Below are 23370 nucleotides of genomic sequence, written 5' to 3' on the forward strand. Positions count from 1 at the left end.
ATGATGAAATATATAGTATTTTTAGCGTTTAGTTGGTTCTCAACCACAATATATGCACATGGATTACCTGATTTTACCAAATTGGTAGAACAATATAGCCCAGCAGTAGTTAATATTAGCACCAAAGGTAAAAAAGCTAAAACTAGTAGTAAGAAGCGTTCTATTCCTAATATCCCGGGCTTACCTGAAGATTTAAATGATCTGTTTCGTAAATTTTTTGATGAAGATAATTTGTTTCAACAAGATCAACGCCCTTCAAAATCGTTAGGTTCTGGCTTTATAATTTCTGAAAATGGTTATATTATAACTAATAATCATGTTACCAAAGATGCTGGTGAAATTATTGTACGTTTAACTGATAGACGTGAATTTATTGCAACATTAGTCGGTGCAGATGAACGTAGTGATATTGCCTTACTTAAAGTGAAAGCAAACAATTTACCTACAGTAAAATTAGGTTCTTCAAGTGACTTAAAAGTTGGTGAATGGGTATTAGCGATTGGTTCACCATTTGGTTTTGAGCATACAGTTACTTCTGGTATTGTCAGCGCGAAAGGCAGAAGTCTTCCAAATGATACTTATGTTCCTTTTATTCAAACAGATGTAGCTATTAACCCCGGTAATTCAGGGGGTCCATTATTCAACTTAAACGGTGAAGTTGTAGGTGTTAATTCACAAATATATAGCCGTACTGGTGGATTTATGGGTTTATCATTTGCCATTCCAATCGATGTAATGAAAAATGTTATTGAACAATTAAAAACTAATGGTAAAGTTACACGCGGTTGGTTAGGTGTTTTAATTCAAGATGTAAATCGTGAATTAGCTGAGTCATTTAATATGGATAAACCAAAAGGAGCCTTAGTGGCAAAAGTTATGCCTAATAGCCCTGCATCAGCCGCTAAAATTAAAGTTGGTGATATTATCATTCGTTTTGATGGCAAACGGATCAGTCGTTCTGCTGATTTACCGCCAATTGTTGGTAGCACTAGAATCAACTCAACGGTTCAGACAGTGGTAATACGTCATAGCAAGCATATAATGTTAAATGTTACAATCGGTGAATTACCTTCTGATAATAAACTTAAATTATCATCTCGCAAAGCTCCAAAAACTAATAGCACAGTTACAAATCAGCGTTTAGGTTTAAGCATTATTGATTTAACTGAAACACAACGTGAAGAATTTGGTATGATCAGCGGCGGAGTGTTGGTTAAGAAAGTTGAATCTGGTGTAGCACGTGATGCTAGTATTCGTAAAGGTGATCTAATCAGTATGGTAAATGGTATTGAAATTCACAATGTTTCACATTTTCAAGACACTATAAACAATATTACAGTTGCTACAACCGTACCTGTATTAGTTTATCGTCAACGTTCTCCACTATTCTTAGCAGTAAAAATTCCAGCAAAATGACCAATCCAGTCAGTTTGACACTCTATTTAAGACAAGGGTGTCATTTATGTCAAGATATGGAACGACAGGTAATGTCGTTCCAACAACAGTATGGTTTTACCTTACATATTGTTGATATTGATGCAGATAAATTACTCAAACTACGTTATGGTGAACGAGTGCCAGTGTTAGCCGCTGGAGAACATGAAATTTGCCATTATTTTTTTAATAAAGACTTATTGCAACAATATTTAAAAGCACATTGCTGATGAAGTACATTCGTAATTTTTCTATTATAGCTCATATTGATCATGGTAAATCCACCATCGCAGATCGTTTTATCCAAATTTGTGGTGGTTTAACTGAGCGGGAAATGTCTCAACAAGTTTTAGATTCTATGGATTTAGAACGTGAACGAGGCATTACCATTAAAGCTCAAAGTGTGACTTTATATTATAAAGCTAAAGATGGTAATACTTATCAATTAAATTTTATTGATACTCCCGGGCATGTAGATTTTTCTTATGAAGTTTCGCGTTCATTAGCCGCTTGTGAGGGGGCATTATTAGTAGTTGATGCCGCTCAAGGAGTAGAAGCGCAAAGCGTTGCTAATTGTTATACTGCCCTTGAACAAGGGCTTGAAGTTGTACCGGTATTAAATAAAATTGATTTACCCTCAGCAGAACCTGAACGAGTGATAGATGAAATTGAAAATGTCATTGGTGTAGAAGCTGAATCTGCCTTGAGGGTAAGTGCAAAAACAGGAATAGGGATTGAGGATTTACTTGAAAATTTAATTGCACGTATTCCTCCACCTGAAGGTGATCGCGATAAGCCACTAACTGCTCTGATTATTGACTCTTGGTTTGATAATTATTTAGGTATAGTTTCTTTAGTTAGAGTCATGCAAGGGCGTTTATCAAAACGACAAAAAATCCTAGTAATGTCAACAGGGCGACGAGTACAGGTAGAAAAAGTCGGGATTTTCAATCCCAAGTTAGAATATCGTGATGTGCTTGAAGCTGGCGAAGTTGGATTTGTAGTAGCTAGCATTAAAGAAATTGAAGGAGCGCCTGTTGGTGATACTTTAACTGATGCTGTAGAACCTATAGATAAACCATTACCCGGTTTTCAACCAGTGCAACCGCGTGTATTTGCTGGTATGTTTCCTATTGATGCTAATGATTATGAATCTTTTCGTGAAGCTTTGGCTAAGTTACATCTCAATGATGCTGCTTTACATTATGAACCAGAAACCTCTAAAGCTTTAGGTTTTGGATTTCGCTGTGGTTTTTTAGGTATGTTGCACATGGAAATTGTGCAAGAACGTTTAGAGCGTGAATATGAATTAGATCTTATTACAACTGCACCAACAGTAATTTATGAAGTAGTGACAACTGCGGGTGAAGTTTTAATGATAGATAATCCAGCTGATTTACCTCCACCTAATCAAATTGCAGAAATACGCGAACCTATTGTCGAAGCTAATATGTTGTTACCACAAGAATATTTGGGTAATGTCATTACGCTAAGCATTGAAAAGCGAGGAATTCAAACTAAATTAAATTATACAGGTTCACAAGTAGCATTAAGTTATGAATTACCTATGAATGAAATGGTGTTAGATTTCTTTGATAGACTTAAATCAGTCAGTCGTGGTTATGCTTCTTTAGATTATAATATGTTGCGTTTTCAAGAAGCTGATTTAGTTAAATTAGATATTCTAATCAATGGTGATCGTGTAGATGCTCTTTCGATTATAGTTCATAGAAATAAAAGCGTCAGTCATGGTAATGAATTAGCCAAAAAAATGAAAGAATTTATACCAAGACAAATGTTTAATGTCGCGATACAAGCAGCAATTGGAACTAATATAATTGCTCGTCAAACAGTCAAAGCATTTCGTAAAAATGTCACCGCTAAATGTTATGGTGGAGATATTAGTCGTAAACGTAAATTGCTTGAAAAACAAAAAGAAGGTAAAAAACGCATGAAGCAAGTAGGTTCTGTTAGTATTCCTCAAGATGCTTTTCTCGCCATACTACATGTTGGCAAAAAATAACAATATAAACAGGTAATTATAAATGACTTGGGATTTAGCAACAATTTTAGTAGTATTAACGGCTGTAAGTGGTGTAATCTGGATTTTCGATACATTATTCCTAGCACCAAAGCGTGGAAAAAATCCTGAATCAGAAGACAATATTCCATTTGTTATTGATTTAGCGCGTTCCTTACTTCCTGTATTTTTTATAGTATTATTTTTGCGTTCATTTTTAGTTGAACCATTTCGTATCCCTTCTGGCTCTATGATGCCTACTTTATTAATAGGTGATTTTATTTTAGTTAATAAATTCAGTTATGGTATTCGTCTGCCAGTTGCCAATAAGAAAATTATTGAAATTGGAAAACCTGAACGAGGCGATGTAGTAGTATTTCGTTATCCTGAAAATCCTGCGATTCCGTTTATTAAAAGAGTTGTAGGTTTACCGGGTGATAAAATCACATATAATGATACTAATAAAATACTTTATATTAATGGTAAAGTTGTAGAACAGGAAGTGATTGGTAGATATATGGGTGTTGGTTCTGGCAGTGGTATGACTGGTAGAGAACACCGCAAGGAAGATTTAACTGGGGTAGAACATGATATATTAGTTAAATTTGAAACTAATCCTTATACCTCTTTTGGGCGTGGAGAATGGGTTGTTCCTGAAAAACATTATTTTGTTTTAGGCGATAATCGTGATAATAGTAAAGATAGTAGGTTCTGGGGTTTTGTACCTGAAGAAAATTTAATTGGTAAAGCTTTTTTTATTTGGATGAATTGGGATTTAGCAAATGGCGGTGTTAGTGCGCAACGCATTGGCACACAGATTAAATAATCATGGCGAATCAAGATTATTCTGGTTTATACCAAGCTTTAAATTATAAGTTTGAAGATGAAAATAATTTAATAACTGCACTCACTCATCGGAGTGTAGGTATGCCAAACAATGAGCGTTTAGAATTTTTAGGCGATGCTTTACTGAGTTGTGTTATTGCAGAAGTATTGTTTGAACGTTTTCCTTCTGCCCGTGAAGGGCAATTAACACGTTTTCGTGCTAATTTAGTTAAAAGAGATACATTAGTAACAATTGCACAGCAGTTAAATTTGAGTCAATATTTACGTCTTGGTAGTGGTGAAGTAAAAAGTGGTGGTGAACATCGTGCTTCAATTTTGGCAGATGCTGTTGAGGCTATTTTAGGTGCAATTTATCTTGATGGTGATATCCATAAATGTCAAGCAGTGCTATTGCAATTATGGGAAGGGCAGATAAAGAATTTATCAGCTCAACAAATTAAAGATCCTAAAACTTGTTTACAAGAATATTTACAAGCACAACAGCAGCCGTTACCAGATTATCGAATTTTAGAGGTTAAAGGTAGCCCTCATAATCAATTGTTTGAAATCGAGTGTATAGTTCCTTGTTTAAAAGAATCTTCTTATGGTAGTGGAAAAAGTCGCCGTCGTGCTGAGCAATCAGCAGCGGCTCAAGCTTTGAGTATGTTAAATGTCGAATAAAGAACGTTGTGGCTATGTGGCTATCATTGGTCGCCCTAATGTGGGTAAATCAACTTTACTTAATCATTTGATTGGGCAAAAAATAAGTATTACTTCGCATAAACCACAAACAACCCGTCATCGTTTATTGGGTATAAAAACTGAAAATGAGTGTCAAATAATATATGTTGATACTCCGGGGATACATCTACATCAAGCAAATGCTATGAATCGTTATCTTAATCGAGCGGCTACTAGTAGTATTGAAGGTGTTGATTTGGTTGTATGGTTAGTGGAAAGTTTACATTGGACAAAGGAAGATGAATTTGTACTGAAGACTTTGAGTCAATATTCTGTGCCTGTGATTTTATGTGTAAATAAAATTGATCAAATTAATGATAAAAATAGGTTATTGCCATATTTACAAGATATAGCGAGTAAATATAAGTTTACTGATATTTTTCCTATTTCTGCTAGCAAAGGGTTAAATCTTCCAGAATTAGAACAGAAGATCATTGATTTATTGCCAACAAATATCCATGTTTTTCCAGAGGATCAACTGACAGATCGTAATGAACGTTTTTTAGCGGCAGAGATTATACGCGAAAAATTGTTAAAGCGTTTAAATGCAGAAATACCTTATCGTTTAACGGTGCAAATAGAAACCTTTACTGAGAAGCATATAGGTGCAATTATTTGGATAGAGCGTCAAACTCAAAAAAGTATAATTATTGGTGCAAAAGGCAATGTGCTAAAAGCAGTTGGAGAAATGGCGCGTAAAGATATAGAAATAATGCTAGAAAGAAAGATCTTTTTAGAATTATGGGTAAAGGTAAAGCAGGGCTGGTGTGATGATGAACGCGCTTTGCAGCAATTGGGTTATGTTGAATAAAGCTTTACAACAAAAAAATTGCCCTTTTTTTTGAACAAAAAGGGCAACCATAAAGGATTGCCCCTACAATCCCTTAACAAAAACCTTAGAATTACGCTGAAAATTATATAAAGTACGTCGCGACACTGGTAAAGATTCTAAATCTGCCGCTACAAATCCCCTTTCTTGAAACCAATGGGCTGTACGTGTTGTTAGTACAAATAAACTATTAATAGCTAATTGTCGCGCTTGACGTTCTACAAAATTTAATACAGCATCGCCATGATTACTACCACGATAGTTATTATGAACTACTAAACATGCTAGTTCTGCCATTTTATCTTCAATAAATGGATACATTGCAGCACAAGCTATAATCATTCCTTCTCTTTTTTGTACTATAAAATGTTGAATTTCCATTTCTAACTTTTCACGAGAGCGGCGTACTAAATGTCCTTGTTCTTCTAAAGGCTTTATTAATGCTAAAATACCGCCAACATCTTCAATTGTCGCTTGCTGCATCTGATCAAAAGAATCAATACTAATTAATGTACCAATACCATCACGTGTAAATAATTCTTGTAATAAGGCTCCTTCAATTTGTTGATCTAGTATATGTACTCGTTTTACATGGTTTTCACAAGCTTTTACTGCATGAAAAAAATGTTGTCGCGCTTCATGTAAACTTAATTCTCGTTTAGTTTGCGGCTGCTCAGTTAAACAAATCCATTTATCCGCTTTTAAACTTATTGCTACTCTCATTGCCACTTCTTCTGTTAGCAAATTAAACACTTCACCAGTTAATGAATAACCAATTGGTGATATTAGTACAATTGAATCTTGATCAAGTTGATGGCTAATAGCAACAGCGTCAACACCACGAACTTGACCAGTGTAACAATAATCCACGCCATCACGTATTCCATATGGACGCGCTGTAATAAAATTACCACTTATAGTAGTAATCTTACTATTTGTTACTGGCGAATTAGTTAAACCCATAGATAATAAACCTTCAATCTCACTACTAACTTCACCACTAGCTGCTTTGACACATTGAAGCGCAATCTCATCGGTAACACGAATACCATTTACATAACGTGATTGTTGTTTACGTGCCTCTAATTCTTTCTCAATTTGTGGGCGAATGCCCGGCACTAATATTAAACGAATACCTAAACTATTCAATAAAGCAACATCATGAATTAAACTAGGATTTTGTTTTAAAACCTCGCCACCAAAAGAAATAACGAAGGTACGCCCTCTATGAGCATGTATATAAGGAGAAGCACTTCTAAACCAATTTACAAAATTCATACAAATAATTTGACTAATAAAAAAAAACGGCTAATACTTAACCCATAACAACATTTAATTATTAATAACAACAAGGATATTTACTAATGACAAAAACAACATCAAAAACTCGTGCCACAACAACTAAAGCACCTCAGAGTGAAGAAAATACTCGTTTAAGAGCTGATATTAAACGTTTGCGCATTGAAAAGGAAGATTTACGACAACAAACTTTGAAGTTGAAAAAGCAAATTACTGGATTGAATGAAGAAATCTTATTACTTCGTGATGAACTTCAAGAGGAGCAAACAATGTCTTCTGATAAAGACATTGATCTTGCTACTGAAAATGTGTTTTATCAGATGTTACAAGAGGAACATTTAAAGGGTTGTTGGGATCGTTAATTGCCTGATCATTTGCGTTAATATGTCAATCATTGGTTGCAAACTCTTTAATGTTATAAATTCATCAGGCTGGTGTGCCTGCGCAATATTACCCGGACCTAAAATAATTGTATCCATGCCCAAATCTTTTAAATATGGTGCTTCAGTTGCAAATGCAACGGATTCAGCACTGTAATTTGTTAAACGTTCTGCAATTTGAACAATCTCAGCTTCAGCAGGCGTTTCTATCGCTTCAATACCTTGAAATAGTGGTATAAATTCTACTTTTAAGCCGCTATCTTTTAAAGTATTTGTCACACGTTCCCGTAATATTGCGCGTAATTCCTCTATAGCCATTCCCGGCAATGGGCGCAAATCTAAATGTAATTCACAATTTGCACAAATTCTATTTGGATTATCTCCACCATGAATATGCCCTAAATTCATTGTTGGTATTGGTACCGCAAAGAAGGGATTATTATAATGCGTTTGCAATTCAGTTCGCCATTTTCTTAATTCCTCTATGACAAGATACATACCTTCTAAAGCACTATTGCCTAAACTAGGATCACTAGAATGTCCAGACAAACCATGTAACTTAATACATTCCATAAAAATGCCTTTGTGCATTCTTACTGGGCGTAAAGCCGTAGGTTCGCCTATTATACTATGACGCGCTTTTGGATAACCAGCCGCTGCTAAAGCACGCGCACCTGACATGCTAGTTTCTTCATCAGCGGTGGCTAAAATTATTAAAGGTTTAGTTAGCGAATCTGCTGAAAATTGAGCAGCGGCAGTAAGTGCCAAAGCAAAAAAAGCTTTCATATCAGCAGTGCCTAAACCATATAAACGATCATTTGCCTGTTTTAACTTAAAAGGATCAGATTGCCAAGCACCAAAATCATAAGGAACAGTATCAGTATGCCCAGATAAAACCAAACCACCATCACCACTACCTAAAGTAGCTACTAAATTAAATTTACCAGAATTTTCTGGTACTGGCAAAATTTCAACTTTAAAACCTAAATCTTGACACCAATGAGCTAACAACTCAATTACAGCTTGATTACTTTGATCTTCTTTAGGATTAACACAACTAATAGATGGAATTGCAATCAATTCACTAATCATTGTTAAGACTGAAGGGATTTTCATGTTTGTATGCCTTAAATCAATAAAATGGTTTAAATATTAACATAGAAGCAAGGAGCTATGTAGGGTGGGTGAAAGACAATTAAGTACTCATGTTATTTCATGGGCAACACTACGGATTATTTTAGCTGGATTTTTATTTAATGGAGCGCAGCGGAATAATAAATCATGTTCAAAACATGATTAGACAAGATCTATTAGGCTAATAAATATTTCCACACTGGAATAACATCTATATCAATACCATTTTCTTCTAATTGTGCTTCTTGATCCATAGTCAAGATAATCCCCTTTGATGTCTTACAAAATTTACAAGCCGCGATTATTATGTGTTGAAGCTTCAGTTAAATCATGCCACGGATAAATTGCCACTAGATTCTCAAGCAATTTCCCCTTATCTTGTCCAACTTGCCAATTCAGCGCATCCAACACAGGGTCATATTTTTGCGCCAACTGTAATAAATTTACGATATAAATAAAATTATGAATATAAGATACTTGAAAATATCGAATAAGTGTTTTTAATAATTCTTTCTTTAATTTTCATATTTGTATTCCTTAAAATCAATAAAATGGTTTATATCCTATAATTAACAGTCTTAAAAGTAACAGAAACTGAATATTGGGAACCTTCATCACTTGGAGTTCGTTCATTTTTAAACTAATAATAAAAAAAATTAAAAATTTTGTTGTTTTTTTATATTTTATCATATATACTATATAGAGTATATAATGTTATATACAAAGCGGTTATTATTTAACTAGCAATTTCTTTTATTTATATAAAATACTTAGGGTTATATATATGCAATATCAAAAAACTTATAGAATTTTCTTCTTACTCTTTTCTGTTTTGTTAGTTCATAATTCTCAGGCAACTGACTGGAACGATGTGGTGGGGATATTTTCTGAAAATGGCAAGTTTCGATTGGACATAGGTACATGGGCAATGAAAGAAAATATTCCTGCATCTCACAATTCTTGGGCAACTCGGCTAGTAATCAAACGTTTAGATGGTCCTAGCCGGGGAGCAGTATTGCCTAATCATGTGGTGGGAATATTCTCTGAGAATGGTCGAGTTCGATTGGATATCGGTACATGGGCAATGAAACGGAATATTCCTGCATCTCACAATTCTTGGGCAACTCGGTTAAGAATTGTCCCTTTAAATAAACTAGCTCTTGGACGGATTACTTATGGTACTGTTGTTGGAATCTTCTCTAAGAATGGCAAGTTTCGATTGGACATTGGTAGACGCGCAGTCAAAAAAGAGGTGCCTGCATCACATAATTCTTGGGCAACTCGATTAAAAATTAGAAAATGACATTAATACCTACATTCATCATACTTTAAACTCAATTTTGATAAACCGACCATTCGGTGTTGAATCCAATCTTATTTCATGGGCAACACTGTTGGTCGGTTCCGTAAACTTCACCGACCCTACTGATTATTTTTGCTGGCAGTAAGAAAATCATGTTCATCCATGTTAATGCTTATGTTTATTTTTTGAGCTGCCATTGTAAGCATTGGGCGCATACGCCTTTTAGCATACATTGCATTGGACCATGTATTGATCCCACTATTATAACACTTGTTACTTCTTCTAAAGCAATTGTTGAGTTGATTAGTACTTCTAGTCTGTTGCGGCTTCTAATTCTGATTGACGATAAATTTAATTTTTGTGTTGGAAGTTGCCAATACATATTTCCTGCCGCTCTTAATGTTTTCTATAATTGGTTTTTAGTTTGCAATAAATCTTGTCTCAGGCTTCTAAATACGCCAAACCAAGCCAACCGCAATCGCAACATGGTCAAAACCTAATGACCATGCTTTATCTATAGTTATAGTGCCACCAAAGCCAGTTGTGATACGATTATCTAATTTTGCTTTTAATTCTGAATAATTTCTGATAGGATGTTTAAGAAATTGATCTGGTAAGGGTTCAATTTTAAGTCCATCTATACCTACAATGGCACAACCTTCCATTAAAAGAGATGTGCCAAGGTAAAACCGGCGGTTAATACCGTGGAATATTATGTCAGATAAAGAGATAAAAATAATCACCAAAACACCAACACCAAAACAATATAATAACCTACGTAAAGCAGTTGGCTGGCACTGTTTAGAATATGAAAGAGCTGAAAAAGCACTTAACAAGTCACTCTTCTCTGTTTGTGCGATTGCAAATAAAAAAGTTATAGGGTTTGGTAGAATTGTAGGAGATGGAATTTATTTTTACATACAAGATGTTATCGTAGAACCTAAACACCAAGGACAGGGAATTGGGCATAATATTATGAAAATACTTATGAAATATTTAGATAGTCATGCTCCAAAAAAATCTGGAGCATTTGTCGGTCTAATGATAGCTCCTGGAATTGAGAGTTTTTATCGTCAGTATGGATTTGATTTCTTACCTGATGATAGCCCATTCATGTGCGAAGGGAGAAACGGTCACTAAATTAAATTAGGAGTATAAAAATGTTTACTGGCATTATTGATGGCTTTTCTATCGTATCTAACATTAATAAACTTGAAAATTTTCAATCATTTTCTGTTTTGCTAAATGGTGGTTTGTCAAGGGATCTTAATATTGGGGCTAGTGTGTCAATTGACGGGGTATGTATGACAGTTTCCAAAATTGACGGGGAAGATATTTACTTTGATGCAATGAAAGAAACTCTTGAACGCACTACATTAGGTCTTTTAGAAAAAGGTTCAAATGTTAATATCGAAAGATCATTAAAATATGCAAATGAAATTGGTGGTCATATTGTTTCCGGGCATGTCCACGGAAAAGCACAAATAACAAAGATAGATAAATCAAATCAAAACAATTGTGTCATGTATTTTCGTGTTCCGGAAAGACTTATAAAATATCTATTCCCCAAAGGTTTTGTTTCACTTAATGGAGCAAGCTTAACCGTAGTTGATGTTGATACAGTCAATAAAAGCATTAAAGTTTCATTTATCCCAGAAACCTTAAGAAATACAACTTTTGGACTCAAAAAGATAAATGAGGATGTCAACCTTGAAATAGATAGCCAAACACAATCAATTGTAGATACTGTTGAACGGTATCTTAATGAATCAAAAATAACATCATAAAGGAAAGTAATATATGAAAAAAAATATCGCTGTTGTTCTCGGATCATTTCATAAAAATGAAGCTGATGAAATGCTTGATGAAGTTAAAAAGTTTTCACAACAACATGATTTAAATATTGTAGAAATAAAGTGGGTTCCGGGGTCAATGGAAAAACCTCTAGCATTGAAAAGACTACTATTAAATTCTGAAATAGATGGTGCTGTTGCTCTAGGTATCATAGAAAGTGGTGAAACAAAACATGGTCTTGTTATGGCAACCTCAGTAGTTGATGCAATAATAAATCTTCAGTTAGAACTTATGAAGCCAATTGGTGTAGGAATTCTCGGTCCAGAAATCTTACCCAACCAAATTCCTACAAGAGTTAGACCGTATGCAGTAGCAGCAGTAGCAGCAGTCAAAGAAATGCTGAGCGAATAAAAAAATATTATCTGGCATGATAATGTTAGAAAGTGCTAGTGAGAACAAATTATGAGATATAAAGTTAGTATAAAAAAAAATGAAGAAGGTTATACAGTATCATGTCGGGGTTTACCCGGCTGTTGGTCACAAGGAGATACTGAAGAAGAAGCATTAGAGAATATTAAAGATGCTATAGAAAGTTATTTGATTGTGAGAGATGAGTTAATTGAAGAAGAGGAACTTCGTTATGTGGAACTTGCATAATGCCTAAATTATCAGGTATTAATCATCAACAGGCAGTTAGAGTATTTAAAAAAGTTGGATTTGAGATTGCACGACAAGGTAAGCATGTTACCATGACAGATGGAGAACGTATTATTACAATACCAAGAGCAAATCCTATTAATGCTTATACAATGGGCAGTATTATAAAAGACGCTGGTTTAACAATTCAAGAATTTAAAAAACTTTTGTGGTTATAGGGCAATCATAAAAGGATTGCCCCTACTTTATCCTTCTTTAATCGTCAATAAAGACTCAACCCACAAATTATCAATATCCACAATATCCAATGGTTGATCTTGCCATGAATACACTGCATTGGACCATGTATTGATGCTGTAAATTTCGGTGAATATTGCTTTAATATGCCTTTTCTAGCATCTTGTTAATCTCCCACTATTATAACACTTGTTACTTCTTGTAGTTCGCCAGTAGCACTATAATCTTGGAGGCGATTTTTCTTAATCGGTTCACCTTCAGCAGTAATCCAAACTATAGCGTCTGTTGCCGCTTCTAATTCTGATTGACGATAAATTTCATTTTTGTGTTGGAAGTTGCCAACATATAGGACTTTATTTCCTGCCTCTTTTAATACTGGTGCTACTGTACGAATATCTGCCGCTGCCAAATTATTGCCAATTATCATAATGGTTTCGCCGCCATTAGGAATATTAGTTTTTGTTCCAGTTGGTCCCATTAATGAAATAGGGTCTCCGGGGCGGAAAATACTACACAGGCGTGAATTGTCAGTTCGATTATATTATCGGAATGACGCTGAACTTGTTCGATTTTGGTTTCTAAGTCGTCAAACCTGACAGGTTTTAAAAACCTGTCAGGTTTAATATGTTCAAGTGATTTCATAATATGTGGATAAGTGCGTTTAGCTGAAGCTACTGCTTTTACCACATTACCATGAAATGCTGGATGAGTATCACCAACAAATGTGACGCGAGCTTGTGAGGTAAATGGACCAAATTGTTTGTCTTTACAATGAGCAATATTTGAAACCGCTTCTAATTTACCATCTATATTTTCATAAGGCTGATATTGAAATAAGCCTTCGCGTTCAAATGAACCACGATGTTCAAATTCATAAGCAACATTAGGCTTAGCACCAGTGGCTACAAAAATCGCCTTTGCCGCTAATACAATTTCTTCATCACCACGCTGACAAACTAAGGCTTTTACATGTCCATATTTATCTATTCAATCTCAGATTACCTTCAATTTTTCAATCCATTCTTTAAAATGTTGGTTTTCGTCACATATTTTTTTTAAACCAATTTCTAAAGCAATCAGAGAACCAGCAATTTTTTTATCATATTCTGGCAAAATGGCTTTAATTCTCTTAGAAGGAGCTGTTTCAATTCCTTGATTAATCTCTTCAGGAGAGTTAAATTGTGATCTAATATCTATTAGTTGTTGAATTTCGGCTTGTCTATTTGGATAAATTGATGCAAATTTTTTAGGTTCAGTAAATAATAGTGCTTCAAATTCATGGATTTGAATATAAGGTATGAAACGATAATCATTTATTTCTTCAAAAAACCTTGTTTCTAAAATTTTTACCTGATCTAGCTCCTACTAATACCACCACCGCTATATTTTCGTCCAGCTTTACGGCTAGTTGCGACACAACGGGCATCGAGATGGACTCCCGCCAATGACATTTTTTTCCCACAGTTCACTAAGAGTATAATCTTCACGCCATAAACTTAATTGTTCCATATTCAGACGTTTAAATAAAGATTTGCCTTGCCGCTGTTCTACAACTATCACATCTTCAGGCTCAAATTCATCTAAGAAATTCGTGGATTGAGTCGATAAAATGATTTGCGTATATATAGATGCACTACGAATTAATGCCGCTATTAAACTTATAGCATAAGGATGAAGCCCTAATTCTGGTTCATCCAATATAATCAATGACGGTAAATTATTTTCATCTTGCAATAATAATGTTATTAGTGCTATAGTCCGTAAGCTACCATCAGATAATTGATGTGGTCCAAATTCGTAATCTGAATCACGCGCTCGCCAGCGTAGTTGAATTTGATTAGGGTTAATTGTTAAAGGTTTTAACAAAAAATCATCAAAAAAAGGTGATATTTTACGAATAGTTTTTATTATTCTTTGATAATAAGGTGCTTGTGTTTGTTGTAATTTATACAAAATAGCCGCTAAATTACTAGCATCATTTAACAACACTCGATTATTATTAATATCACAACTGCTACGCATTTGGGCAGTTTCTGAAGTATCATGAAAATGAAAAACTCGATAATGACCAATATCATCTCGCATAAGTTTATCATCTATTAAAGCACTTTCTTCACCAATTTTACTTGGTTTAAAATTAATAGATTCTTCAATTATCATGCGATTAACTGGCGCGTATGAAAGATTGAAACCATAGATATTATCTCCATTTGTGGTTTCAATCCGCAATTGTGCCGCTATTTGCAATGTGGTTTTAATACCATAATGTAACAAGCTATTCGCACCACCAGAATGTCCAATATAAAATTGTAATCTACCAGCACCATTAGCACCTATTAAGACATTAATTTTATTAAGTGATAACTTGGTTTGTTTAATGGATTTAAAACCTGTTATTTGTATTTATTTTAGCATTTTTTATTTAATAAAGACTCCACCCACAAATTATTAATCTGTTCCTGCAAAGCCGCTCTTGTAAATTATCAATATCTACAATATCCAATGGTTGATCTTGCCATGAGCAGGAGAATACTGTATTCAGTTATAATCACCCACTATTATAACACTTGTTATTTATTCCAGCACCGCGCATTGCTAAGGGTTCTGTTTGCAGGCGAGTAATAAACTTTGTATCTGGCTTTTAAATAAGCCTTGACGATGCTTATAAACTAAGGCTTTTACACCACCAAAGCCAGTTGTGATATGATTATCTAATTGTTCTTTTAATTCTGAATAATTTATGATAGGATGTTTCATAAATTGTTCAAAAACGGGGTAATAAGTGAAATTTGAATGGGATAACCGGAAGGCTGCAAATAATCTGAAAAAACATGGAATTTCAAGAAGCAGTATCGGTTTTTGGCGATCCGTTGGTAATTACCTTTGATGATCCAGATCATTCCACTTATGAAGACAGATCACTAACATTTGGTACTACCAGAACCAGAAAGATGATTATTGTGTCTCATACTGAACGAAATGGTTCAACACGAATTATCAGCGCACGCCTTATGCAAAAACATGAGAGAAATATTTATGAAGAAGGTTAAAGATAATGACGATATGAGAGCAGAATACAAACGAGAAGATTTAGGCGTTGGTGTTCGTGGAAAATACTATGAAGATTACAATGAGGATCATAATATAGTTCTTCTGACTCCAGAAGTAGCGAAGGCGTTTCCATCTGAAGATGGTATCAAATATAACACTACGCATCTTTTATTGTTCTCGCATAGCATTTTGTAATTCCAGACCATCAGTTGATGATGGAATTATACCAAATAGAGAATTAACACTAGCTGAGTTGCTTAGCTCGTGGTTATTGATACCAATATTAAAGCGTTTTGCTTTGATTTCTAATTTAACCCAACCTACAGGATATATCAAGGTTAGAAGAGTTGTGCGTAACATCACTTAGTTATTATTTTTTCATCAATTCCATCAATAGATAATGTTGCCATATTTATACTCGCTCTTGGTTTAAAAAAGACTCAACCCACTATTATAACAACATTTATACCTATCGTAATTGGGTAGCTCATGCTAATCCCAAAAAGATGAATTCGGGACATGAGTTGAAAACTACTTTTAAGACAGCAGAGCCGCAGACACGCGAATTTAAGCAGTATGTTATAATTATAACTCTTTGCAGCCAAAAAAATGTGAGTTGAAAAACATTTTTTAGGCACTATCGATAATTTATTAAAGGAAAATTAATGCACCTATCTAAATCTCTGTATATTAGAGGTAGACAATGTATAAAAGCACTTTGGCTAAAAAAATATAAACAAGATGTTTTAATTCCACCATCAAGTAGTACAGAAGCTATTTTTGATACGGGAAATCTTGTAGGAAATTTGGCTTGTAAGCTCTTTCCTAATGGTAAAAATGTACCTGATGTTGGTACAACTTTTGAAGAAAAAGCAAAACTTACAAAAGAATGGTTAAGTAAAGGTGCTACAAATATCTATGAAGCTACATTTGAGTATGATGGCATAATTATTATTGTTGATATACTCCATATAAATAGTGATGGTAATGTAGAAATTTTTGAAGTAAAAAGCTCTACAAGTATTAAAAATAAAAATGTGTACATTGATGATGTTTCTATTCAATATTATGTACTTGATAATCTTGGTTATAAAATAGATCGTACTTGTATAGTTCATCTTAATAAAGAGTATATTAAAGGTGATGAATTAGATATAAATGAACTTTTTTCTATTGTAGATATACAAGATAAAGTCATTAAACTTCAACAAGATATTCCAGAAAAATTAAATTATTTTGAGAAGTTTTTAGATGATAAGGACAATGAACCTAATATAGAGATAGGAGTTCATTGTAATATTCCTTATGATTGTGATGGGATTGATTATTGTTGGAAACATATACCACAAAACTCTATATTTGATATATCAGGACTTCGCAAAAACAAGAAGTTTAAACTTTATAATGATGGTATAATCACTTTTGAACAAATAACAGATTATAGTCCATTTTCAGAATCTCAACGGATTCAAATTGAAAGTGAATGCAACAATAAAACGATGATAGATAAAGTAGCTATAAAAAAGTTTATAGATACTCTAACTTATCCGATCTATTATCTTGATTTTGAGACATTTCAGCAAGCTGTACCACAATGGGAAGGTGTTAAGCCATATGCACAACTACCTTTTCAATATTCTCTTCATATAGAGTATGAGGATGGAAAATTAGAGCATAAAGAGTTTCTGGCTAAAGAAGGAATTGACCCACGATATGAGATCGCAAAAAGATTAGTAGAAGATATACCAAGAAATGTAACTGTATTAGCTTATAATATGAGTTTTGAAAAAGCAATAATTGATAAATTAGCTAAAGAATATGAAGAATTTCGTGATGATCTATGCATGATACATAATAATATTAAAGATCTGATGATACCTTTTAAATCCAAATATTATTATACTCCAGCCATGAAAGGAAGTTATTCTATTAAGTATGTACTACAAGCATTAGTACCTGAAATTACAAAGTCTTATAAAGATCTTGATTGTGTACAAAACGGTAAGGAAGCTATGCAAATTTATGCAAAACTTAGTGATATTGAGAATAAAGAAAAAGTAGTACAACATAGGGATGCACTACTTGAATATTGCAAACTTGATACTTTAGCAATGGTGAAAATTTTAAAGAAATTAAAGGAAACAATTAATTGAAAATTTTAAATGGGTTTAGTACAGCAGCGTTGACTGCGTATCGCTGACATTCTACCCATTCTATGCTTGCTATAGTAATTATCACTTGTTTTTTAGATGTTCTCTTAATTCTGGAAACAATGTTGAGAACAACACATCATATTTTTTTTCTTGTTTGTAGGCTGGATCATTATTCTTAATTCTATCCTTATATCGATCTACTTTCTGTCTAAATTTATCTGTTTTATCCGAATTAAGAATTTCTTCTTTTAGTTTATAAACAGCCAATCCCCATAAAAAAACTCTTGTAAATTGTTTTCTGTATTCCAATATATTATGAGCTAAAGAAATAAAACTTTTAAATTCATAACCAATCATTTTTCTAAATTTTACCGAGTAAAGCGCGTTTAAAATGTGTTCTAAAGGTTCATTAAAATGGTCAAGATAAATTTCATTATTTGAAAACTTCTTACAAAACTCACTATCAAGCAATGATCTTTTTTCCCAGCCACAGTCGGTACGAGTTAACCAATATTGTTCAAAGTCTTTTACAAGAAGCTCTTTTCTTATTTTTTCCTCTTCTTGATCCAAATCAAAATAATAAACTTTGAATGTTTCATAGTCAAAACAAAGATCATCAAATGTTACTAATTGATCATTCCATTTGTATTGAATTTTTCCATTGTTAATATATGGAAATTTATAATAACAACGAAAAATAAGTTCACCCCGTTGTTCTGATTCCGCTGTTGTTTTATCGTCAATAACAAAAGCATTGCATTTATTTGCATAATATATATCTTTCTCTGTAAAACGATGAATCTCAAATTGATCGAAAACCCATAAGATAAAAATACCTTCTTTACGATAAAAAGATTCCCTATCGACGATTACATTAAGATATGTCGTAGATAGTTGTATTTCAAAAACTAATTTTTTATCACCAAAAATTGACGAAACATCTGGTCTTTTCCACTCCTTTTGAATACCAGTGGATTTAATAGTTTTTTCTTGCCTTACTGAACTAAATCGACTATCAGAAATGAGAGAATTATAGATATAATCTTTTAGTTCTTTATGCCTCTCGCTTTCCTTAACGCCATTGTATTTCATTCGATTTATTTCTTCTTGGTTGTATTTGCCCTTAGTTTTTATAGGGCAGTCGCCTCTTTCGTGACGGTGTTTGAAAAAAAACTCTCCATTTCGAGTCCCGGCGATATAAACTGGCTGATAGCATAAACTGCAAACAATATAATCTTCATTGTTTTTGTCACATTCTGTCAATTTTCTTCTCAGTTCAAAAATCTTATCTTCAGGCTGTGCAAAAATATCATTTGCATTGAGTTCATTGCCATATTTGAGATTTAAAAGCTCTTGAATTTGTCTTTTCATATCAATTCCAATATCTTTTGAGTTAAAAATATATTATATTAATAATATTAATATATCAATGCCACTTATTCCAGCGAACTAATTTGTTAGATAAAAAAATACGAGGCAACCATAAATAATTAAGATGAACAATCGACTTCAAACCCACACACCAAAACAGGCTTATTTGAAATCTTTAACCATTGAAAATGTCAAATGTTTTAAAGGAGAGCAAACCTTAGATTTATCTGATGGTAATGGTTTGCCGGCACAATGGACTGTGATTTTGGGAGATAATAACACTGGTAAAACTACGCTTTTAAGGTGTTTAGCTAAACAATATCATGCTAGCATCTATGGCTATGGAACTTCCAGAAGAATGGGAGAAAGTTCATTCTTAGAATCAAATCATGAAGAAGATACCGCAAGTCTATTTTCTGATGAAGTGACTTTAATTAACGCTGAGGAATGGTTGTTACAAACAGATTACGCGGCTAAAAATGGAGCCAAACGTGCTGAATCAAGGTTAGCCAAAATCAAACAAGTTTTAACCAGTGGTATTTTACCAGATGTCAGCAATTTCCGTTTTACCACCACTGAAAATTTAAACAGTTTTGTAGAAGTTCAAACTGATTACGGTTGGATTCGTTTTTCAGAACTTGGGTATGGCTATCAAACAACTATTGCTTGGGTGGTGGATTTGGCTAAACGACTTTTTGATCGTTATCCAAACAGTCAAAATCCCTTAGCCGAAGCAGCTATTGTATTGGTTAATGAAATTGACTTGCACTTGCACCCTGCATGGCAAAGAAAAATCATCCAATTTTTGACTCTTCAATTTCCTAACACCCAATTTATCGTTACTTCACATAGCCCTTTAGTTGTACAATCAGCCAACCAGATTAATTTAATTTTGTTGGAGAAAAAAGGCGATCATGTCAAAATATTACGATCACAATTCACAACTTACCAAGGTTGGAGCGTTGAGGAAATTTTAGATGAATTAATGGGTTTAGGCGAAAAAACGCAGTCAGAAAATTATTTAACGTTGATAAAACAATTTGATAAAGCCTTAGATAAAGAAGATTATGCTAATGCAAAAATTGCTTATGATAAATTAGATAAGATTCTGCATCCAGAAAGTAATCAACGAAAATTACTGCGTCTTCAAATGTCATCTTTAATGCCAAAAACATGATTAGATTACCAGCTACGCCAAAACCTACCGAATTAACACCAGATGTAACACAAGAACTGACAGCACTTTATAAAAAAAATGGCACTGCGGTTTGGAAAAAACCTTACATTAAAAAAGCATTATTGGAAATGTCTTCCCTATTGTGAATGTAAGCTTACGGAAACAAGTAATTATTTAGAAATAGAACATTTTCATCCGAAAAGTTACTATCCCGATAAAGTTATCGTCTGGGATAACTTATTGCCGGCTTGTAAAAGATGTAATGTCAATAAAGCTAATCATGACACCAAAAAAGAACCTATAGTTCATCCGATCAAAGATAATCCTAAATCACATTTAATTTTAAGAGCTTATAGATTTTATAATAAAACTGACTTAGGACAGATGACGATTGAGGTTATTGGTTTAAATAATAGGGAACGTTTAGTCAAAAAACGCTTTGAAATTGGAGTGGAACTAATTGAACAACTAGAAATTTTATTAGAACTCACCACTGAATATGACAATGGTAACAGTTCATCAACCAGAAGAAGAAATAGAATTATTGAAACCTTAAAAAATTTAATGAGAGAAGGTACGCGCCAATATGAATTTAGTGCGACGGCGGCAACGGTGATTTTGCATGAAGAAAGTCATGCCAAAATTAAACAACTGTTTATCAAAAATAAGTTATGGGATGATGAGTTGATTGATTTAGAAACAGAAGTTAAATTTGGTGCTATTAATGAATAAAATATTGATTATATTAAATTATTTTATGCTGTGATTGTACAAAAAAAATTAAATCAAGCAATAGAATTAATATTAGATACTCTCTTGCTTCAATAAATATTCCACCCACAGATTATTAATCTGCTCCTGCAAACGATTCTGACTAAGCCGCTCCTGCAAATTATCAATATCCACAATATCCAATGGTTGATCTTGCCATGAATACATTGCATTGGACCATGTATTGATGCTGTAAATTTCGGTGAATATTGTTTTAATATGCCTTTCCTAGCATCTTGTTAATCTCCCACTATTATAACACTTGTTACTTCTAGTAGTTCTCCAGTAGCACTATAATCTTGTGGGCGATTTTTCTTAATCGGTTCACCTTCAGCAGTAATCCATACTATAGCGTCTGTTGCCGCTTCTAATTCTGATTGACGATAAATTTCATTTTGGTGTTGGAAGTTGCCAACATATAGGACTTTATTTCCTGCCTTTTTTAATGCAGGTGCCACAGTACGAATATCTGCCGCTGCTAAATTATTGCCAATTATCATAATGGTTTCGCCACCATTAGGAATATTAGTTTTTGTTCCAGTTGGTCCCATTAATGAAATAGGGTCTCCGGGGCGGAAAATACTACACAGACGTGAACTTGCTCCTTGTTGCATTACCATTAATGATATAGTACCTTTTTCTCGATCAATTCCAGCACAGCGCATCGCTAACGGTTCTGTTTGCAAGCGAGTATTTTCTATTATTGGTGCATAGGTTTCAAAGTTTTGGAGGCGGAAAAATTGTCCGGGTTTATATTGTTGTGCCGCTAATGGGGCGTGAATTGTTAGTTCGATTATATTATCGCCATGACGCTGCACTTGTTCGATTTTAGTTTCTAAGTCGTCAAACCTGACAGGTTTTAAAAACCTGTCAGGTTTAATATGTTCAAGTGATTTCATAATATGTGGATAAGTGCGTTTAGCTGAAGCTACTGCTTTTACCACATTACCATGAAATGCTGGATGAGTATCACCAATAAATGTGACGCGAGCTTGTGAGGTAAATGGACCAAATTGTTTGTCTTTACAATGAGCAATATTTGAAACCGCTTCTAATTTACCATCTATATTTTCATAAGGCTGATATTGAAATAAGCCTTCGCGTTCAAATGAACCACGATGTTCAAATTCATAAGCAACATTAGGCTTAGCACCAGTGGCTACAAAAATCGCCTTTGCCGCTAATACAATTTCTTCATCACCACGCTGACAAACTAAGGCTTTTACATGTCCATATTTATCTAATTCGACCTTTTTAGGTTCAACAGCCTCAGCGTAAAAAATACCTTCTTCTAATGCTTTTGCGACTTCTTCATGATTACTTTTATAAGCAGGTGATTCTTGTAAACTGCGTCTATAAGCAACTGTTACTCCACCCCATTTATGTATTAAACCTTGTATATCATCTGTGCTTTCTAATTGTTTTGCATGACTTAAAAATTCATCTAATATTTCAAGTGAAGCCGCATCTAAATGTTGACGAACTTTGCTACCTAATTTCTCATAACGAGCTTTAATTTTTTTAATTTGTACTAAATAATAAGCCTGAACCTCAGTCGCAGTATCAATTCCAGTCAAGCCAACCGCAATCGCAACATGGTCAAAGCCTAATGACCATGCTTTTTATACAGTTATAGTGCCACCAAACCGCACACCACCATAAACTTGAAAATAAGGGCGACGTAATAAAGTTAAATAAATTAAACTTAAAAAATTTTTATCCCAACGTACTGTAATGCCATATTCAGCAACACCACCAAAGCCAGTTGTGATACGATTGTCTAATTCTGCTTTTAATTCAGAATAATTTCTGATAGGATGTTTAAGAAATTGATCTGGTAAGGGTTCAATTTTCATGCAATCATTACAAATGCGATGTCCAGTTACTGGGCACATAGGATTATCTAACATCACCATAGCCAAAGCGGCAATGGTATTACCATCGCGTTTTAGTAGCTGCATTTCAGATATTTTTTCTTCTAATGGGCAGCCTGTAAGAGTATTACCCAAAGGATCAGTTTTGAACCCTAAATCATATCGAGCTTTTTTTACTGGAAAACCTTTAGAACAGAAATCACCATTACAATAATTAATTTCATTTTGTACTTGCAGTAATGACATGCGCTGATCTGTTAATTTAAAATCTTGACGTTGGCGACGATGCTTTACTTTTGTAGTACTTAACCATTTTTTAA

Annotated in this window: 32 protein-coding genes and 1 pseudogene; 18 read left to right on the forward strand and 15 right to left on the reverse strand. The window is 33.8% G+C overall.

The window, feature by feature from the left end:
• The 6 genes from BHU68_RS07190 to era are packed head-to-tail and all read left to right on the forward strand — an operon-like array spanning position 1 to position 5831.
• Positions 1 to 1416 (forward strand): DegQ family serine endoprotease, encoded by a 1416-nt coding sequence (locus tag BHU68_RS07190; protein WP_069471586.1) that lies wholly within the window; start codon positions 1 to 3, stop codon positions 1414 to 1416.
• A complete protein-coding gene (locus BHU68_RS07195; protein WP_069471585.1) occupies positions 1413 to 1664 on the forward strand; it encodes a glutaredoxin family protein in 252 nt (83 codons plus the stop codon). The genes BHU68_RS07190 and BHU68_RS07195 overlap by 4 nt, the downstream gene beginning before the upstream one ends.
• Positions 1664 to 3457, forward strand: a complete 1794-nt coding sequence (gene lepA / locus BHU68_RS07200; protein ID WP_069471584.1) for a translation elongation factor 4 — start codon at positions 1664 to 1666, stop codon at positions 3455 to 3457. The genes BHU68_RS07195 and lepA overlap by 1 nt, the downstream gene beginning before the upstream one ends.
• Before the next feature lie 22 nt (positions 3458 to 3479).
• Positions 3480 to 4280, forward strand: coding sequence for a signal peptidase I (gene lepB / locus BHU68_RS07205; RefSeq protein WP_069471583.1), 801 nt, complete (start codon positions 3480 to 3482; stop codon positions 4278 to 4280).
• Between the two features lie 2 nt (positions 4281 to 4282).
• Entirely contained in the window at positions 4283 to 4960 is a 678-nt protein-coding gene (gene rnc / locus BHU68_RS07210; protein WP_069471582.1) for a ribonuclease III, read from the forward strand.
• Positions 4950 to 5831, forward strand: a complete 882-nt coding sequence (gene era / locus BHU68_RS07215) for a GTPase Era (RefSeq protein WP_069471581.1) — start codon at positions 4950 to 4952, stop codon at positions 5829 to 5831. Before rnc ends, era begins: the two co-directional genes overlap by 11 nt.
• A 63-nt stretch (positions 5832 to 5894) precedes the next feature.
• Here era and argA read toward each other — a convergent pair whose 3' ends face one another.
• Positions 5895 to 7127, reverse strand: coding sequence for an amino-acid N-acetyltransferase (gene argA, locus BHU68_RS07220; RefSeq protein ID WP_069471580.1), 1233 nt, complete (start codon positions 7125 to 7127; stop codon positions 5895 to 5897).
• Positions 7128 to 7213: 86 nt separating this feature from the next.
• Here argA and BHU68_RS07225 point away from each other — a divergent pair, with 86 nt between their 5' ends.
• On the forward strand, positions 7214 to 7510 hold the full coding sequence (locus BHU68_RS07225; protein ID WP_069471579.1) for a hypothetical protein: 297 nt from the start codon (positions 7214 to 7216) through the stop codon (positions 7508 to 7510).
• Here the strand turns inward: BHU68_RS07225 and argE are convergent.
• Both argE and BHU68_RS17230 read right to left on the reverse strand, forming a co-directional pair.
• Positions 7487 to 8644, reverse strand: coding sequence for an acetylornithine deacetylase (gene argE / locus BHU68_RS07230; protein ID WP_069471578.1), 1158 nt, complete (start codon positions 8642 to 8644; stop codon positions 7487 to 7489). The two genes, BHU68_RS07225 and argE, sit on opposite strands and share 24 nt — an antisense overlap.
• Before the next feature lie 306 nt (positions 8645 to 8950).
• Positions 8951 to 9094, reverse strand: a complete 144-nt coding sequence (locus BHU68_RS17230; RefSeq protein WP_171899511.1) for a hypothetical protein — start codon at positions 9092 to 9094, stop codon at positions 8951 to 8953.
• A 442-nt stretch (positions 9095 to 9536) separates the two neighbouring features.
• Here BHU68_RS17230 and BHU68_RS07235 point away from each other — a divergent pair, with 442 nt between their 5' ends.
• Positions 9537 to 9965 (forward strand): hypothetical protein, encoded by a 429-nt coding sequence (locus tag BHU68_RS07235; RefSeq protein ID WP_141698945.1) that lies wholly within the window; start codon positions 9537 to 9539, stop codon positions 9963 to 9965.
• A 178-nt stretch (positions 9966 to 10143) separates the two neighbouring features.
• On the opposite strand, the gene BHU68_RS16890 is transcribed toward BHU68_RS07235, so the two are convergent.
• Positions 10144 to 10347, reverse strand: coding sequence for a hypothetical protein (locus BHU68_RS16890; RefSeq protein ID WP_069471576.1), 204 nt, complete (start codon positions 10345 to 10347; stop codon positions 10144 to 10146).
• 67 nt (positions 10348 to 10414) lie between these two features.
• Positions 10415 to 10630 (reverse strand): hypothetical protein, encoded by a 216-nt coding sequence (locus BHU68_RS07240; RefSeq protein WP_069471575.1) that lies wholly within the window; start codon positions 10628 to 10630, stop codon positions 10415 to 10417.
• Between the two features lie 49 nt (positions 10631 to 10679).
• Here BHU68_RS07240 and BHU68_RS07245 point away from each other — a divergent pair, with 49 nt between their 5' ends.
• Genes BHU68_RS07245 through BHU68_RS07265 form a run of 5 tightly spaced genes read left to right on the forward strand, consistent with a single transcriptional unit; the run spans position 10680 to position 12634 of the window.
• Entirely contained in the window at positions 10680 to 11105 is a 426-nt protein-coding gene (locus BHU68_RS07245; RefSeq protein ID WP_069471574.1) for a GNAT family N-acetyltransferase, read from the forward strand.
• 20 nt (positions 11106 to 11125) lie between these two features.
• Positions 11126 to 11752 (forward strand): riboflavin synthase, encoded by a 627-nt coding sequence (locus BHU68_RS07250; RefSeq protein WP_069471573.1) that lies wholly within the window; start codon positions 11126 to 11128, stop codon positions 11750 to 11752.
• 13 nt (positions 11753 to 11765) lie between these two features.
• The gene (locus BHU68_RS07255) at positions 11766 to 12170 is read left to right on the forward strand and encodes a 6,7-dimethyl-8-ribityllumazine synthase (protein WP_069471572.1); all 405 of its coding nucleotides are present in this window, start codon (positions 11766 to 11768) and stop codon (positions 12168 to 12170) included.
• Between the two features lie 51 nt (positions 12171 to 12221).
• Entirely contained in the window at positions 12222 to 12416 is a 195-nt protein-coding gene (locus BHU68_RS07260) for a type II toxin-antitoxin system HicB family antitoxin (protein ID WP_069471571.1), read from the forward strand.
• Entirely contained in the window at positions 12416 to 12634 is a 219-nt protein-coding gene (locus BHU68_RS07265; RefSeq protein ID WP_069471570.1) for a type II toxin-antitoxin system HicA family toxin, read from the forward strand. Before BHU68_RS07260 ends, BHU68_RS07265 begins: the two co-directional genes overlap by 1 nt.
• Positions 12635 to 12819: 185 nt before the next feature.
• On the opposite strand, the gene BHU68_RS07270 is transcribed toward BHU68_RS07265, so the two are convergent.
• The 5 genes and pseudogenes from BHU68_RS07270 to BHU68_RS17235 all read right to left on the reverse strand — a co-directional run bounded on the left by BHU68_RS07270 (position 12820) and on the right by BHU68_RS17235 (position 15410).
• A complete protein-coding gene (locus BHU68_RS07270; RefSeq protein WP_069471569.1) occupies positions 12820 to 13131 on the reverse strand; it encodes a hypothetical protein in 312 nt (103 codons plus the stop codon).
• Entirely contained in the window at positions 13131 to 13340 is a 210-nt protein-coding gene (locus tag BHU68_RS07275; protein WP_069471568.1) for a hypothetical protein, read from the reverse strand. The genes BHU68_RS07270 and BHU68_RS07275 overlap by 1 nt, the downstream gene beginning before the upstream one ends.
• Positions 13341 to 13646: 306 nt before the next feature.
• Positions 13647 to 14000, reverse strand: a pseudogene (locus BHU68_RS16400) (DUF4276 family protein); the annotation flags it as partial.
• Between the two features lie 57 nt (positions 14001 to 14057).
• Positions 14058 to 14927: an AAA family ATPase gene (locus BHU68_RS07280; protein ID WP_216092677.1), complete on the reverse strand. Its 870-nt coding sequence runs from the start codon at positions 14925 to 14927 to the stop codon at positions 14058 to 14060.
• A gap of 321 nt (positions 14928 to 15248) precedes the next feature.
• Positions 15249 to 15410, reverse strand: a complete 162-nt coding sequence (locus tag BHU68_RS17235) for a hypothetical protein (protein WP_171899617.1) — start codon at positions 15408 to 15410, stop codon at positions 15249 to 15251.
• A 74-nt stretch (positions 15411 to 15484) separates the two neighbouring features.
• Here BHU68_RS17235 and BHU68_RS07285 point away from each other — a divergent pair, with 74 nt between their 5' ends.
• Together BHU68_RS07285 and BHU68_RS07290 are read left to right on the forward strand one after the other, a co-directional pair.
• Positions 15485 to 15703, forward strand: coding sequence for a BrnT family toxin (locus tag BHU68_RS07285; RefSeq protein ID WP_216092678.1), 219 nt, complete (start codon positions 15485 to 15487; stop codon positions 15701 to 15703).
• The gene (locus tag BHU68_RS07290; RefSeq protein WP_069471567.1) at positions 15690 to 15899 is read left to right on the forward strand and encodes a hypothetical protein; all 210 of its coding nucleotides are present in this window, start codon (positions 15690 to 15692) and stop codon (positions 15897 to 15899) included. The genes BHU68_RS07285 and BHU68_RS07290 overlap by 14 nt, the downstream gene beginning before the upstream one ends.
• On the opposite strand, the gene BHU68_RS07295 is transcribed toward BHU68_RS07290, so the two are convergent.
• Positions 15873 to 16064, reverse strand: coding sequence for a hypothetical protein (locus tag BHU68_RS07295; protein ID WP_069471566.1), 192 nt, complete (start codon positions 16062 to 16064; stop codon positions 15873 to 15875). The two genes, BHU68_RS07290 and BHU68_RS07295, sit on opposite strands and share 27 nt — an antisense overlap.
• 305 nt (positions 16065 to 16369) lie before the next feature.
• Between BHU68_RS07295 and BHU68_RS07300 the strand changes: the two genes are divergently transcribed.
• Complete coding sequence (locus BHU68_RS07300) at positions 16370 to 17857, forward strand: DUF2779 domain-containing protein (RefSeq protein WP_083234985.1); 1488 nt, start codon at positions 16370 to 16372, stop codon at positions 17855 to 17857.
• A gap of 81 nt (positions 17858 to 17938) precedes the next feature.
• Here BHU68_RS07300 and BHU68_RS07305 read toward each other — a convergent pair whose 3' ends face one another.
• Entirely contained in the window at positions 17939 to 19228 is a 1290-nt protein-coding gene (locus BHU68_RS07305) for a DUF6035 family protein (protein ID WP_069471565.1), read from the reverse strand.
• Positions 19229 to 19352: 124 nt separating this feature from the next.
• On the opposite strand from BHU68_RS07305, the gene BHU68_RS07310 reads away from it, so the two are divergent.
• The gene (locus BHU68_RS07310) at positions 19353 to 20405 is read left to right on the forward strand and encodes an AAA family ATPase (RefSeq protein WP_069471564.1); all 1053 of its coding nucleotides are present in this window, start codon (positions 19353 to 19355) and stop codon (positions 20403 to 20405) included.
• A 78-nt stretch (positions 20406 to 20483) separates the two neighbouring features.
• The gene (locus BHU68_RS07315) at positions 20484 to 21137 is read left to right on the forward strand and encodes an HNH endonuclease (protein WP_141699501.1); all 654 of its coding nucleotides are present in this window, start codon (positions 20484 to 20486) and stop codon (positions 21135 to 21137) included.
• Positions 21138 to 21209: 72 nt separating this feature from the next.
• Here the strand turns inward: BHU68_RS07315 and BHU68_RS18030 are convergent, their stop codons facing one another.
• The 3 genes from BHU68_RS18030 to BHU68_RS07325 form a co-directional block, all read right to left on the reverse strand.
• Positions 21210 to 21344 (reverse strand): hypothetical protein, encoded by a 135-nt coding sequence (locus tag BHU68_RS18030; RefSeq protein WP_256359149.1) that lies wholly within the window; start codon positions 21342 to 21344, stop codon positions 21210 to 21212.
• Positions 21345 to 21415: 71 nt separating this feature from the next.
• Positions 21416 to 22753 carry a hypothetical protein gene (locus tag BHU68_RS07320; protein WP_069471563.1) on the reverse strand — a complete coding sequence of 446 codons (1338 nt, stop codon included), beginning with the start codon at positions 22751 to 22753 and terminating at the stop codon, positions 21416 to 21418.
• A 45-nt stretch (positions 22754 to 22798) separates the two neighbouring features.
• On the reverse strand, positions 22799 to 23296 hold the full coding sequence (locus BHU68_RS07325) for a hypothetical protein (RefSeq protein ID WP_069472935.1): 498 nt from the start codon (positions 23294 to 23296) through the stop codon (positions 22799 to 22801).
• Positions 23297 to 23370 lie beyond the last annotated feature (74 nt).

It is taken from the genome of Candidatus Marithrix sp. Canyon 246 (assembly GCF_001723685.1).
Taxonomy (GTDB): Bacteria; Pseudomonadota; Gammaproteobacteria; order Beggiatoales; family Beggiatoaceae; genus Marithrix.

What these genes read in the sequence shown, in the direction of transcription:
- BHU68_RS07295 (WP_069471566.1), bottom strand. Translation starts at nt 16,064, where the DNA reads ATGTTACGCACAACTCTTCTAACCTTGATATATCCTGTAGGTTGGGTT.
- lepA (WP_069471584.1), top strand. Translation starts at nt 1,664, where the DNA reads ATGAAGTACATTCGTAATTTTTCTATTATAGCTCATATTGATCATGGT.
- BHU68_RS07265 (WP_069471570.1), top strand. Translation starts at nt 12,416, where the DNA reads ATGCCTAAATTATCAGGTATTAATCATCAACAGGCAGTTAGAGTATTT.
- BHU68_RS07245 (WP_069471574.1), top strand. Translation starts at nt 10,680, where the DNA reads ATGTCAGATAAAGAGATAAAAATAATCACCAAAACACCAACACCAAAA.
- lepB (WP_069471583.1), top strand. Translation starts at nt 3,480, where the DNA reads ATGACTTGGGATTTAGCAACAATTTTAGTAGTATTAACGGCTGTAAGT.
- BHU68_RS07325 (WP_069472935.1), bottom strand. Translation starts at nt 23,296, where the DNA reads ATGTCATTACTGCAAGTACAAAATGAAATTAATTATTGTAATGGTGAT.
- BHU68_RS07250 (WP_069471573.1), top strand. Translation starts at nt 11,126, where the DNA reads ATGTTTACTGGCATTATTGATGGCTTTTCTATCGTATCTAACATTAAT.
- BHU68_RS07225 (WP_069471579.1), top strand. Translation starts at nt 7,214, where the DNA reads ATGACAAAAACAACATCAAAAACTCGTGCCACAACAACTAAAGCACCT.
- BHU68_RS07240 (WP_069471575.1), bottom strand. Translation starts at nt 10,630, where the DNA reads ATGGAAGGTTGTGCCATTGTAGGTATAGATGGACTTAAAATTGAACCC.
- BHU68_RS07315 (WP_141699501.1), top strand. Translation starts at nt 20,484, where the DNA reads ATGGCACTGCGGTTTGGAAAAAACCTTACATTAAAAAAGCATTATTGG.
- BHU68_RS18030 (WP_256359149.1), bottom strand. Translation starts at nt 21,344, where the DNA reads ATGTATTCATGGCAAGATCAACCATTGGATATTGTGGATATTGATAAT.
- BHU68_RS07255 (WP_069471572.1), top strand. Translation starts at nt 11,766, where the DNA reads ATGAAAAAAAATATCGCTGTTGTTCTCGGATCATTTCATAAAAATGAA.
- BHU68_RS17235 (WP_171899617.1), bottom strand. Translation starts at nt 15,410, where the DNA reads ATGAAACATCCTATCATAAATTATTCAGAATTAAAAGAACAATTAGAT.
- rnc (WP_069471582.1), top strand. Translation starts at nt 4,283, where the DNA reads ATGGCGAATCAAGATTATTCTGGTTTATACCAAGCTTTAAATTATAAG.
- era (WP_069471581.1), top strand. Translation starts at nt 4,950, where the DNA reads ATGTCGAATAAAGAACGTTGTGGCTATGTGGCTATCATTGGTCGCCCT.
- BHU68_RS07260 (WP_069471571.1), top strand. Translation starts at nt 12,222, where the DNA reads ATGAGATATAAAGTTAGTATAAAAAAAAATGAAGAAGGTTATACAGTA.
- argE (WP_069471578.1), bottom strand. Translation starts at nt 8,644, where the DNA reads ATGAAAATCCCTTCAGTCTTAACAATGATTAGTGAATTGATTGCAATT.
- BHU68_RS07290 (WP_069471567.1), top strand. Translation starts at nt 15,690, where the DNA reads ATGAAGAAGGTTAAAGATAATGACGATATGAGAGCAGAATACAAACGA.
- BHU68_RS16890 (WP_069471576.1), bottom strand. Translation starts at nt 10,347, where the DNA reads ATGTATTGGCAACTTCCAACACAAAAATTAAATTTATCGTCAATCAGA.
- argA (WP_069471580.1), bottom strand. Translation starts at nt 7,127, where the DNA reads ATGAATTTTGTAAATTGGTTTAGAAGTGCTTCTCCTTATATACATGCT.
- BHU68_RS07195 (WP_069471585.1), top strand. Translation starts at nt 1,413, where the DNA reads ATGACCAATCCAGTCAGTTTGACACTCTATTTAAGACAAGGGTGTCAT.
- BHU68_RS07310 (WP_069471564.1), top strand. Translation starts at nt 19,353, where the DNA reads ATGAACAATCGACTTCAAACCCACACACCAAAACAGGCTTATTTGAAA.
- BHU68_RS07270 (WP_069471569.1), bottom strand. Translation starts at nt 13,131, where the DNA reads ATGGGACCAACTGGAACAAAAACTAATATTCCTAATGGCGGCGAAACC.
- BHU68_RS07300 (WP_083234985.1), top strand. Translation starts at nt 16,370, where the DNA reads ATGCACCTATCTAAATCTCTGTATATTAGAGGTAGACAATGTATAAAA.
- BHU68_RS07305 (WP_069471565.1), bottom strand. Translation starts at nt 19,228, where the DNA reads ATGAAAAGACAAATTCAAGAGCTTTTAAATCTCAAATATGGCAATGAA.
- BHU68_RS07285 (WP_216092678.1), top strand. Translation starts at nt 15,485, where the DNA reads ATGGAATTTCAAGAAGCAGTATCGGTTTTTGGCGATCCGTTGGTAATT.
- BHU68_RS07190 (WP_069471586.1), top strand. Translation starts at nt 1, where the DNA reads ATGATGAAATATATAGTATTTTTAGCGTTTAGTTGGTTCTCAACCACA.